Here is a 12816-nt window from a genome sequence, read left to right on the forward strand (position 1 = left end):
ATGGTTTCAAGAATTGGCGGCTTAGCCTCAGGCATGGATATCGATAGTATTGTAGAAAAGCTAATGAAGGCAGAAAGAATGCCCTTGAATAAAGCTTTTCAAAGAAAGCAAACATTCGAATGGCAACGTGATGCATATCGCAATGTAAACACAACATTGAGAAAACTTGAGGATTTTTTAAAAACAAATATGTTTTTACAAAGCCAAATGATGAAAAAAACAGCTACTTCTTCAAATGAGAAGCTGGTATCTGTGAACGCAACTAATAGTGCCACTGGTTCCCTAAATATTGAAAGTGTCACACAGTTAGCAACTGCAACTCAGTTAATAGGGAAGCAAACACAATATACTGGTAATACAAAATTATCCGAACTTGGTATCTCAGGTACGTCTTTAGATTTAAGTTCTATAGATAAAAATGGAGATTTAGCAGCAAAACCTACTACGATTAGCTTTGATCCAAATAAAGATACGGTGAATGATTTAGTAAAAAAGATTAACGAAAGTAAAGCAGGCGTGACAGCCTTGTTTGAAAATGGGAAACTTTCTTTAACTGCCAACAATACAGGCAGTGTAAAAAGTGGAACAGGTGAAATCGTTTTTGGAAATGGCAAGGGCGTTTTTGATGCTCTAGGCTTTGCGAATGATGCAGAGGTTACTAAAAGAGATGGAAAGAATGCTATTTTACAAGTGAATGGTATTTCTATGGAACGTTCATCTAATAAAGTAACTATATCTGGTTATGAAATTACATTAAAAGAAACGTTTAACGCTTATTCAGGTGCACTAGAGCGCCAAATTGTAGCAAAGGAAGAAAGAGATAATGCAGAATCAGCATTGAATGGAGCAGGTGGATTAAAGGATAGAAGAAATGTTGCTGACTCAACATATAATAATTACTATAATGATACTTTCAAAGATGCCTATGAAGCTCTTTTTGGTACTAATGGATTGACTGTAGATCAACAAACGAAATTTAAAGGACTATCAAATGTAGGTCAAGTGGCGCGTTTAGATGCTTCAGATTTACAAGCGCTTAGAAGTTTAGGTATAACGGATTTCTCAAATGAAGCTAATGTAAAAGCAATTATTAGTAATGACACAAACGGTCTAACAGATGATCAAAGAGCGAAACTACTTGCTAATAGCAAAGATTTAGAGGCATTAAACAGTTCAGATGGGGATGCATTACTAGAAAGAGCAAAACAAGTTGATTTTGAGAATCTCTATAAATCACTTGATAAAAAGTTTTTATCTGAATTATCCACAGATGATATTAATTTTTTAGCTTCTATCAAAGGTAAAAATAATGCAGAAATCGATGCAGCTTTCGCAGGTACGACAGAAGATATTAGAAAGAAATTTGGAGGTATAGATCGAGTTGATTTAGGTCAATTAGCAGATTTAGCTGATGATGGTAACTTAGAAAAATTCAAATCGTTTTATACAATCGACAAACAAAACCAAGATAATCTATCCGCACTTACAGCTGCTAAAAATGCTGTTACAGCTGGTGAAAAACGTTTAGCTGAAGCAGAAAAATCTTTAAAAAATGCGAATGATGCTGTTACGAATACTCCAAACGATACATCGTCATCCGTAGTTGCTGTGAGTTTAAATTCAACTGTGGAAACAAGTGCTATTAAAGATCGCATTAAAGAATTTGTCACAAACTATAATGAGATGCTTGATACACTAAATGGGTTATTGAAAGAGAAAAAGTATCGAGATTTCCCACCGCTAACAAAAGAGCAACGCGAAGATATGTCAGAGAATGAACAAAAGCTCTGGGATGAAAAGGCGAAAAGCGGGCTTTTACGCAGTGATTCACTTATTCGAGAAGGCTTATCCAAAATGCGTACACAATTTATGAGTTCAGTAAATGGTCTTGGTGATAAAACAATCGATGCATTAGCAGAAATCGGGATTACTACCTCAAATAAACTATCAGAAAGCGGCAAGCTTGTTATTGTTGATGAAAAATTAGACGCAGCTTTAGAGAAGGATCCACAGCAAGTTGTTGAATTATTTACAAAATCCGGAACAGTTACAACAACCTATGATGCAGATAAAAAGCGTAATGTGACGGAGGATTCACGAGGGATTACCAAGCGTTTGCGTGATGAAATTGCAAATCTGACTAAGAGTATTGAGAAAAAAGCAGGAAGAGATGGCGATACAGAGCAATCCTATAATATTGGTAAAAACATTGTTGATATGGACAATCGCATTACAAAATTACAAGCAAAATTAAAAGATATTGAAGCTCGATACTGGAAACAATTCACAGCCATGGAGCAGGCCATTAATAAGGCAAACCAGCAATCTGGCATGTTCATGCAAGGTGGAGGCTTCTAATTAAGGTAGGAGAATTTTATGCAGCATACAAACCAACTTTTACAAGTATCAGCAAATTTATTCAAGCATTTAGGTGACATTCCAAAAGGTGAAGAGCGAGACGAATACATTGAGACAATTAACAACCTATTGGACAAACGTGGCACGATTATTCAAGATTTAATTCAGGAAGGCTTTCATTTTGATGAACAAAACCGCGTTCATCGGACGTTGCTTGAATTAGATAATGGGATTATAGAGCGTTTGGCTGCTGTGATGGACGCTGTGAAACAAGATATGGCAAACCTACAAAAAACGAAAAAAAGTGAACAGCAATACTTCAATCCATATTCGAGTGTTCGTGTGATGGATGGGATGTATTATGACAAAAAGAATTAACATTTACCTATTAGCTTTTCTTCGAAAAATGGTTTAAACTAGTAATTAAGTAACCTTTAAAAGGAGTTGTCCTTTATTGGCAGCAAATTTAACAGCGCAAAATGCATACAAACAAAATAGTGTGACCACTGCTTCCCCTGGTGAGCTGACATTAATGCTTTACAATGGATGCTTGAAATTTTTAGGTAAGGCTAAGCTTGCAATTGAAGAAAAGAATATTCAAGAAAAAAATAACAATCTTCAAAGAGCACAGGCCATTATTGCGGAGCTAATGTCTACATTAAATATGGACATTGACATTTCTAAGCAAATGCTTCCTCTTTATGAGTATATGAATCATCGCTTAGTCGAAGCAAATATTCAAAACGATGTGGCGATTATTGAAGAGGTTGAAGGTTTGGTGACGGAATTCCGTGATACGTGGAAGGAAGTTATCCGCATTAATCGACAGCAGCAATTTGGTCAGGGAAACAACGGACAAATTTAGACAAACTTAGAGGCCATCGTATGATGATGGTCTCTTTTCTTTGTGAGGAGACGGGACACGAGGGTTTTAGGTAAAACCGTATCAATAGTCATAAATTAGGGCTTTTAGCGGTAAAATATGTTACTAATTCCCTCTAGATGTAAAACATGCATCGTGTCATAATCAAGCTAACTATATGTTTTGAATAATATTGGGGTGGGAATATGATATTTAAGCGTCAAGAAGGTTTTCGCTTTAAATTCGAAGAACCGGTTACAATGACTTTCGCTATATACGAGGATGGTAGGGTCAATCAAGAGCAAACAGCTATGGCTGAGTTGCTTGATATTAGTCCGCGCGGTTTAAAGATGTTTACTGAGGTGGATTTGGGCGTTAATCCTCCTCCTTTAGATCTCCGCTTTGTGCTTGATACAAGAGAGGTGCGGGCATATGGAGAAATCATTTGGAGTCGACCTTTTGGGACAGGTAAGCAATATGGTGTGTTTTTCAATAATCAGGGGGCAGTTGAGGATTTGATTGTCGAAGAATTAAAATTGCGTCGAAAAAAAGAAGCGGCTGAGGCAAAAATTAAAAATAATTCGTAAATTTTTTGTGAAAAAAAGAATTAATTTAGAGGTATTCCACACACTTGTGTAGAATTAATATAGTATAGCAGTTATAAAGGAGGAGTTTACATGTTAAACTTTAACATTCGTGGTGAAAATATTGAGGTAACTCCAGCTATTCGAGAGTATGTAGAGAACAAAATCGACAAAGTTGAACGTTATTTTAACGAAGATGTTAACGCCAACGCTAACGTAAATTTAAAGGTTTATAATGACAAACAAACTAAAGTGGAAGTTACTATTCCAATGAAAAATTTAACTCTTCGTGCAGAAGAGCGTCATAATGATATGTATGCTGCGGTTGATTTAATCGTTGATAAATTAGAACGACAAATTCGTAAGCATAAAACAAAGGTAAACCGTAAATTCCGTGAGCGCGAGGGTGCAGGCCTTTATTTTGCTACTACACAAGCAGCTGTAGATGCAGTACCAGAGGAAGAAGAATACTCAATTGTTCGTACAAAGCAATTTGATTTAAAACCAATGGATCAAGAAGAAGCTGTACTACAAATGAATATGCTAGGTCATGATTTCTACGTCTTTACAGATGCAGAATCAAATGGCACGAATATTGTCTATAAACGCAAGGACGGTAAATACGGCTTAATCGAAACAACTTAACCTCACAAGATAGAAGCTCTCGCTATAGCGGGAGCTTTTTATTTTAGTCTACAATCCCTATTCGAATATGGATAACAACTTTACTAACTAGGGAGACTGTTTGCATGAAACTGTTACACAATGGTAAAATGAAATTTGAGACTATATAGGAAGTGAAAAAATTCATGGCAAACCTATTAAATAAATTATTTGATTTCAATAAACGTGATTTAAAAAAATTAGAAAAAATCGCTGACCAGGTAGAGAGCTTTGCTTCTCAAATGGAACAGCTTTCAGATGATCAATTACAGGCAAAAACGGAAGAATTTAAAAAACGCTTTGCCGATGGAGAGAAGTTAGAGTCGATTCGTGCGGAGGCTTTTGCGGTTTGTCGCGAAGCGTCGAAGCGTGTATTAGAGATGTACCCATTCCGCGTTCAAATTATGGGTGCTGCTGCACTTGATGAAGGGAATATTGCGGAAATGAAAACTGGTGAAGGGAAAACATTAACAGCTACAATGGCTGTTTATTTGAATGCCCTTACCAGTAAAGGTGTACACGTTGTCACTGTCAATGAATATTTAGCAAGTCGTGATGCTGCCGAAATGGGGGAGCTCTATAACTTCTTAGGCTTAACGGTTGGTTTAAACTTAAACAGCCTATCAAAAGAAGAGAAACGTGCGGCCTATGAAGCGGATATAACATATAGCACTAACAATGAGCTGGGCTTTGATTATTTACGTGATAATATGGTGCTTTATAAAGAGGAACGTGTACAACGTCCCCTTCATTATGCGGTTATCGATGAGGTAGACTCGATTTTAATCGATGAAGCGCGTACACCATTGATTATTTCGGGGCAGGCTGGGAAATCAGCACAGCTTTATAAACAATCTAATGCATTTGTTCGTATGTTAAATGGAGAAACGGATTACACATATGAGGAATCGACAAAAGGTGTAACGTTAACAGATGCTGGTGTTGAAAAAGCAGAGAAGGCATTTGGCATTGACAATTTATTTGATTTAACACATGTTCGTTTAAACCATGCCATTAATCAATCGTTAAAGGCACATGTAAGTATGCATAATGATGTGGATTATGTTGTCCAGGATGGCGAAATTATCATTGTTGATGGCTTTACAGGCCGTTTAATGAAAGGACGTCGCTATTCTGATGGACTACACCAGGCGATTGAGGCGAAGGAAGGCGTAGAGATTCAAAATGAGTCTATGACAATGGCGACAATCACCTTCCAAAACTACTTCCGTATGTACCAAAAGCTTTCAGGGATGACAGGTACAGCGAAAACAGAGGAAGAGGAATTCCGTAATATTTACAATATGAATGTTATAGCTATTCCAACGAATAAACCGATTGCTCGTGATGACCGTCCAGACTTAATTTTTGCTTCCATGGAAGGGAAATATAAAGCGGTGGCGGCAGATATTGCAGAACGCCATCAAGCTGGACAACCTGTTTTAGTTGGTACAGTTGCGATTGAAACATCTGAAATTATTTCGAAATTATTGGATAAACATAAAATTCCTCATAATGTTTTAAATGCGAAAAACCATGAACGTGAAGCAGAAATCATTGCGAATGCTGGTACGAAGGGTGCAGTGACAATTGCCACGAATATGGCTGGTCGTGGTACGGATATTAAACCAGGAGAAGGCGTGTTGGAGCTTGGTGGCTTAGCCGTTATTGGTACAGAGCGTCATGAATCTCGTCGTATTGATAATCAGCTTCGTGGTCGTTCTGGGCGTCAGGGGAATCCAGGGGTTACACAATTTTATCTGTCTTTAGAAGATGAACTGATGCGTCGTTTCGGCTCCGATAATATGAAATCCATGATGATGCGACTTGGGATGGATGATTCACAGCCGTTGCAATCCAAGGTTGTGTCGAAGGCAGTCGAATCTGCTCAAAAACGTGTAGAAGGCAATAACTTTGATGCCCGTAAACGTTTATTACAGTATGATGATGTTTTACGTCAACAGCGTGAGATTATTTATAAAGAGCGTTATGATGTACTCGAAACAGAAAATATGCGTGAGCTTGTTGAGTCTATGATTCAAGAGACAATTGACAATGTAGTTGGTATGTATACCCAAGGTGAGCAAAAGGATTGGAACTTAAAAGCCATTGAGGATTTTGTTGCTGCAAACCTGCTTGATGAAGGTGTTCTAAAGTCAGAAGATTTCCAAGGTAAAACTGCAGAGGATATTAATCAAATGATTTCAGATGCAGTACATGTACGTTATGATGAAAAAGAGGCTGAGCTTACACCAGAGCGTATGCGTGAATTTGAAAAGGTTATTTTATTACGTTCAATTGATACGAAATGGATTGATCATATTGATGCAATGGATCAGTTACGTCAAGGTATCCATCTGCGTGCATATGGTCAAAATGATCCGCTTCGTGAGTATCAGCAAGAGGGCTTTGCTATGTTTGAGGATATGGTAGCTTCAATCCGAGAAGATGTAGCAAAATATGCGATGAAGGCAGAAATCCACAATAATTTAGAGCGTGAAGAAGTTGCTAAAGGTCAAGCTGTTAATCCGAAAGAGGAAGGCGGTTCAGCTCCTAAAAAGCAACCAGTTCGTAAGGCAGAAAATATTGGACGTAATGATTTATGTCCATGCGGAAGCGGTAAGAAATTTAAAAACTGCCATGGTGCAGCTCAATAATCACTTAAAAAAAGATCATTTTAGCCACGTGTTAAAATGATCTTTTTCTATATTTAAAAATAGATAATGAAGGAAAATAAGTAGAAAAAAGTCAGAATTCATAGACAATTGAAATATATGGGTATACAATAGCTGTAAATCAATAGGGATTTAGTTCAACAAAAAAATACTTTTTATCTACTTGTTCTATTTTTTATAAGTAAAATTAACTGTTCGGATTATTAAATGAGTGTATTAAGTTCTAGTGGTATTAACAGAGGAAATTTCCCTTGTCACGATTTGTTTGAACAAGCTTTCTTTGAAGTAAAGGGGGTGGTGTTGTGTGGATACAAAAATCCTCGAGTAAACAGTCTGGAGGACCTCCTCGAGGATGTACATTGGGGTATACCAATATATATTTAGTATATTCCTTTTTACTGCTGAATATAAACATAAATTTCATAAGGGGGAATATCGATGCATAAAGAGAACATTATGAGAAGTGAAACGATGCTGTATATGCCTGTGTATGATGCCTTTGGAAACTTGTGTACACGTGTAATAGAAAGGGATAATCAATTTATATCGAAATTACCACCAACAAAATTGATGGACTTTAATTTACGTTATTTTGGCTCTAGTTTAAGAGGAGCTTTTGATGGCTCCAAGATGATTCTTGGCAAGCTCAATAAGAATCCAATCATTGTTCATGAGCAAAGTAATAATGTCTGGTTTCCAAGTAGGTCATATCGGCGACCAGAATGTATGTGGTTTGCTGTTCATCATATTGAGGATTATCAAGCATTAGATAAAAAGAACACAAAAGTATTTTTTATGGATGGTAATGTTTTTGATGTAGACATTAGTGTGAATGTATTTGAATACCGAATTCAAAGAGCTTTTTTATTAAAATATAAACTGGAGAATCGTACTAAGCACTTACATGTTCCATATGATCCAGTAAAAGCCTTTCAACGCATGACAACCTTCAGTACTTTGTGTGAGAATGAAGTTCAATTTGAATAGGCATCATAGCGTATTCTAAAAAAGTATGTTTTCCGACGTAAAAACGTTATAATAATAAGATACGGGGCTAGAGCAATGGCACTTTTGATTACATTTTCAAAGTAGCCTCATTAATTATGTTCGGAGGATTTAACAATGATTGAATTAGCAGATGTACGTAACGCGTTAGACATTTCAGCCAAAAAACTGGCGGATTTCAGGGGGTCTCTTTGACTTAGAAAACAAAGAGGCACGTATTCAGGAATTAGATGAAATGATGCTTGAGCCAGGATTTTGGGATGACCAACAAGCTGCGCAAGTTGTCATTAATGAAGGAAATGGCTTAAAAGCAATTGTCAATGAATATAAAGATTTAGTAGAAACACATGAAAATTTAGATATGACGCTAGAGCTTTTACGTGAAGAGCCAGATGAAGATTTGCAAGAGGAGCTAGGCAAAGAGCTAGTAGAATTCCAGCAAAAAATAGGTGATTTTGAGCTACAGCTGTTGTTGAGTGGCCCTTATGATCAAAATAATGCGATTTTGGAGCTTCATCCAGGGGCAGGAGGAACAGAGTCTCAGGACTGGGGATCTATGCTTCTTCGCATGTACACACGTTGGGCAGAAAAACGTGGCTTTAAAGTTGAAACAGTGGATTATTTACCAGGTGATGAGGCAGGTATTAAATCAGTAACATTGTCCATTAAAGGGCATAATGCATATGGATATTTACAGGCTGAAAAAGGAGTCCATCGTCTGGTGCGAATCTCTCCATTCGATTCTTCAGGTCGTCGCCATACATCTTTTGTGTCTTGTGATGTTATGCCTGAATTCGATGACAATATTGAAATCGATATTCGTACAGAGGATTTAAAGATTGATACGTATCGTGCAACAGGTGCAGGTGGTCAGCATATTAATACAACAGACTCAGCTGTCCGTATTACTCACATCCCGACTGGTACAATTGTACAATGTCAGGCTGAGCGCTCACAAATTAAAAACCGTGAAAAAGCGATGACAATGTTAAAAGGAAAATTATATCAATTAGAGCTAGATAAACAACAGGCACAGCTAAATGAAATTCGTGGTGAGCAGAAAGAAATCGGCTGGGGCTCACAAATTCGTTCATATGTATTCCATCCATATTCAATGGTGAAGGATCATCGTACAAATGAAGAAACAGGCAATGTAGGAGCAGTGATGGATGGCGACTTAGATCCATTCATTAATGCATACTTACGTTCGAAAATTGGCTAATCAATTCCCTTCAAGGGCACAGAAACTTTGTGCACCTGAAGGGAATTTTTTTATCTTCATTCATCAAATATTTTTGTATTGAAAGCATAGCGGTAGCGGAGGATACAGAAGACTCCTACCTCTATGTGAATGCAGTTTTGGTTTCTTTTCAAGCGGTGTCCAAAGACCTGCTGTAATTAAATCAGAAAGGCGGATGATATGGGGCATCATGACTAATGCTCTTTCGTTCATTCATGTAATGCTTATAGAGCATGGATGCATTGACAAATTGTTTACTGATAGAAGCATATTGAATAGGTAATTCTATTTGTTTATCGTTTTTAAGTGTGATAATACAGCCTAATTTACTCGGTATAATATTCGAAATGGCGTGAAGTCCAATCCAAATATTATGGATGGAGTTCGGAGAATAAGTTGGTAAAAAGATACATGGGAAACCATAATCAAAGGCTACTACGATTGGTAGTTTATGTTGATTGCCAAAAAAGCGTTTAGCGGAATATTTTGCAGCCTCATAGGTTGTCCCAAGCGAGATACAGGATTTTCGTAGAATGTGCATAGGTTTACGAGTAACGATAAGCTCATTATGTTTATCAATAACCCTTGTGAAGATTTTTGCCCCATGCTGGATAGGTTCCAGTAAATAGGTGTTGAAAGAGATTAAATATCCATTGACATAATTTGTTTGCATAAATGGTGTTCCTCCTTTTCTCTTAATAGCTGTAGTGTAGAGGATAAACTCAAATATTGATAATATAGATAAAATGTAAAACCTATTGATAAATGAAGAAAACATGTAGAGAATTTGCTTCAAATGAACAGAGATTAATGACTAATCCAAGTTATTTTCAATTCTTATGCATTGCATTTTAAATTCAATTTTCATATAATTTAGAAAAGGATCGAGGTGAGATCGTTGGATAAATATTATTCGTATACAGATTTTCTAAAAGCCGTGGGTCAGTCAAAGAAAGTTGATGAGGCAGAAAAATTATTGAACGAGATTTATTTGGATTTATTTTTAAATCATATCCAGCGTATGCATCGTGAAGAGCAGCTCATGGTTCTGATAGATAGAGCACTCGATGAAAAAGATGAAAAGGCATTTCATCTATACGCACATGAACTAACAGTTTTACGCCAAGCAGCAAGTGAATAATATGACGAGCCCGCCCTCCTAAAAATTGGAGGGCGGGATTTTTTTGCGTATAGGTTAGTAAAAGAATTAACTCGTTATTGTATGAGGGGAATCTGTTTAGCTGAAAGGGCTTGAAAACTTGATGAAGCGGCTATTATAAGAGTAGAAAGGTATTCCATAATTTACTTGAAGGATTCATAACAATATCGTTATTTTATCGAAAGAGAAAAGAATTTACAAACATTCGTTCGTTAAATGTTCGAAATTTTAGTGCTGCTATGCTAAAATAAATGTACAAATTGGAAGGAAAGGACGGGGGCGTGTGTGCAAGTATTTGATTTACAAGCGCCATATCAGCCTAATGGGGATCAACCACAGGCAATCGCGGAATTAGTGGAGGGTGTACGTGCGGGGAAACGTCATCAAACATTACTTGGTGCAACAGGAACAGGAAAAACGTTTACTATCTCTAACGTTATTCAGCAGATTAAAAAACCGACACTGATTATGGCACACAATAAAACACTGGCAGGTCAATTGTATAGTGAATTTAAAGAATTCTTCCCGAATAATGCTGTAGAATACTTTGTCAGCTATTATGATTATTATCAGCCAGAGGCCTATGTTCCACAAACTGATACTTATATTGAAAAAGATTCAAGTATCAATGATGAAATCGATAAATTACGTCACTCTGCCACATCTGCATTATTTGAGCGTGATGATGTTATTATTATTGCTTCTGTATCCTGTATTTATGGCTTAGGTTCTCCAGAGGAATATCGTGAAATGGTGGTATCGATTCGGACAGGCATGGAAATTGAACGCAATCAGCTACTACGCAAGCTAGTAGATGTTCAATATGAACGCAATGATGTTAGCTTTACTCGCGGAACGTTCCGAGTACGTGGAGATGTGGTGGAAATATTCCCAGCATCCCGAGATGAGCATTGTATTCGCGTGGAGTTTTTCGGTGATGAAATCGACCGTATTCGTGAAGTGGATGCGTTAACAGGGGAGATTTTATCAGATCGAGATCATGTCGCTATTTTCCCAGCATCCCACTTCGTTACACGAGAAGAAAAAATGCGGAAAGCCATTGAAAATATTGAAAAAGAGTTAGAAGAAAGGTTAGCGCTTTTACGTGCCGAGGATAAATTATTAGAGGCTCAGCGTTTAGAGCAACGCACTCGCTATGATTTAGAAATGATGCGTGAAATGGGCTTTTGCTCAGGAATCGAAAATTATTCACGTCACCTAACATTACGTGAGGCAGGAGCGACTCCTTATACCCTGCTCGATTATTTTCCAGATGATTTTTTACTGGTTGTTGACGAAAGTCACGTTACACTGCCACAAGTTCGGGGAATGTACAATGGTGACCAAGCACGTAAAGGTGTGTTAGTCGAGCATGGCTTCCGTTTGCCGTCAGCGCTTGATAATCGCCCATTACGTTTTGAGGAATATGAAAAACGAGTTCATCAAGCTATTTATGTATCGGCAACACCTGGTCCCTATGAGCTTGAACATTCTCCAGAAATGGTGGAACAAATTATACGTCCAACTGGGCTGCTGGATCCGCTAATTGATGTGCGACCAATTGAAGGACAAATTGACGATTTGATTGATGAAATTCAAGACCGCATTTCGCATGATGAACGAGTACTTGTAACAACCTTAACGAAAAAAATGTCAGAGGATTTAACAGCCTATTTGAAGGAAATGGGTTTAAAGGTGGAATATCTGCATTCAGAAATTAAGACGCTCGAGCGTATTGAAATTATTCGTGAGCTTCGTAAAGGGACTTATGATGTGTTAATTGGTATTAACCTTTTAAGAGAGGGGCTAGATATTCCAGAGGTGTCACTAGTAGCAATTTTAGATGCTGACAAGGAAGGATTTTTACGCTCAGAACGCTCATTAATTCAAACGATTGGACGTGCTGCACGAAATGCCAATGGTCATGTTATTATGTACGCTGACAATATAACAGACTCTATGAAAAAGGCGATTGAGGAAACGAAGCGTCGTAGAACATTACAGATGGCGTATAACGAAGAACATGGTATTACACCGAAAACGATTGTAAAGAAAATACCTGATGTGATACGTGCGACACAAGTTGCCGAAGAAGAGGAATCCTATGTAACAAAGGCAACAAAAGGCAAAAAGCTGACAAAGGTGGAGAAGGAGCAATTATTAGCTTCACTAGAAGCAGAAATGAAGGAAGCAGCAAAAGCCCTGGATTTCGAGCGTGCTGCAGAGCTTCGCGATACAATATTTGAATTGAAGGCAGAAGGGTGAATGAC

General features: G+C 37.5%; 11 protein-coding genes. 10 read left to right on the forward strand and 1 reads right to left on the reverse strand.

Annotation, left to right across the window (positions count from 1 at the left end):
- The 8 genes from fliD to prfB all read left to right on the forward strand — a co-directional run bounded on the left by fliD (position 1) and on the right by prfB (position 9369).
- The gene (gene fliD, locus B2R82_RS15155) at positions 1 to 2358 is read left to right on the forward strand and encodes a flagellar filament capping protein FliD (RefSeq protein WP_286925722.1); all 2358 of its coding nucleotides are present in this window, start codon (positions 1 to 3) and stop codon (positions 2356 to 2358) included.
- An 18-nt stretch (positions 2359 to 2376) separates the two neighbouring features.
- Positions 2377 to 2736 carry a flagellar protein FliT gene (locus B2R82_RS15160; protein WP_286925723.1) on the forward strand — a complete coding sequence of 120 codons (360 nt, stop codon included), beginning with the start codon at positions 2377 to 2379 and terminating at the stop codon, positions 2734 to 2736.
- 76 nt (positions 2737 to 2812) lie between these two features.
- Positions 2813 to 3223: a flagellar export chaperone FliS gene (fliS, locus tag B2R82_RS15165; RefSeq protein WP_283870845.1), complete on the forward strand. Its 411-nt coding sequence runs from the start codon at positions 2813 to 2815 to the stop codon at positions 3221 to 3223.
- Between the two features lie 203 nt (positions 3224 to 3426).
- Complete coding sequence (locus B2R82_RS15170; protein WP_283870847.1) at positions 3427 to 3807, forward strand: PilZ domain-containing protein; 381 nt, start codon at positions 3427 to 3429, stop codon at positions 3805 to 3807.
- A gap of 90 nt (positions 3808 to 3897) precedes the next feature.
- Positions 3898 to 4449, forward strand: coding sequence for a ribosome hibernation-promoting factor, HPF/YfiA family (gene hpf / locus B2R82_RS15175; protein WP_286925724.1), 552 nt, complete (start codon positions 3898 to 3900; stop codon positions 4447 to 4449).
- A 164-nt stretch (positions 4450 to 4613) separates the two neighbouring features.
- On the forward strand, positions 4614 to 7124 hold the full coding sequence (gene secA / locus B2R82_RS15180; RefSeq protein ID WP_286925725.1) for a preprotein translocase subunit SecA: 2511 nt from the start codon (positions 4614 to 4616) through the stop codon (positions 7122 to 7124).
- 456 nt (positions 7125 to 7580) lie between these two features.
- Complete coding sequence (locus tag B2R82_RS15185) at positions 7581 to 8129, forward strand: competence protein ComK (protein ID WP_286925726.1); 549 nt, start codon at positions 7581 to 7583, stop codon at positions 8127 to 8129.
- 135 nt (positions 8130 to 8264) lie between these two features.
- A protein-coding gene (prfB, locus tag B2R82_RS15190; protein ID WP_376781181.1) for a peptide chain release factor 2 occupies positions 8265 to 9369 on the forward strand; the annotation gives its coding sequence in 2 pieces (ribosomal slippage) (positions 8265 to 8339 and positions 8341 to 9369; 1104 coding nt in all).
- Between the two features lie 181 nt (positions 9370 to 9550).
- Here prfB and B2R82_RS15195 read toward each other — a convergent pair.
- Entirely contained in the window at positions 9551 to 10060 is a 510-nt protein-coding gene (locus B2R82_RS15195) for a competence protein ComK (RefSeq protein WP_283870851.1), read from the reverse strand.
- A 225-nt stretch (positions 10061 to 10285) separates the two neighbouring features.
- On the opposite strand from B2R82_RS15195, the gene B2R82_RS15200 reads away from it, so the two are divergent.
- Positions 10286 to 10528 (forward strand): IDEAL domain-containing protein, encoded by a 243-nt coding sequence (locus B2R82_RS15200; RefSeq protein ID WP_054770144.1) that lies wholly within the window; start codon positions 10286 to 10288, stop codon positions 10526 to 10528.
- Positions 10529 to 10831: 303 nt separating this feature from the next.
- Entirely contained in the window at positions 10832 to 12811 is a 1980-nt protein-coding gene (gene uvrB, locus B2R82_RS15205) for an excinuclease ABC subunit UvrB (protein ID WP_286925727.1), read from the forward strand.
- Positions 12812 to 12816 lie beyond the last annotated feature (5 nt).

It is taken from the genome of Lysinibacillus sp. UBA6686, from assembly GCF_002455205.1.
GTDB classification, from domain to species: domain Bacteria; phylum Bacillota; class Bacilli; order Bacillales_A; family Planococcaceae; genus Lysinibacillus; species Lysinibacillus pakistanensis.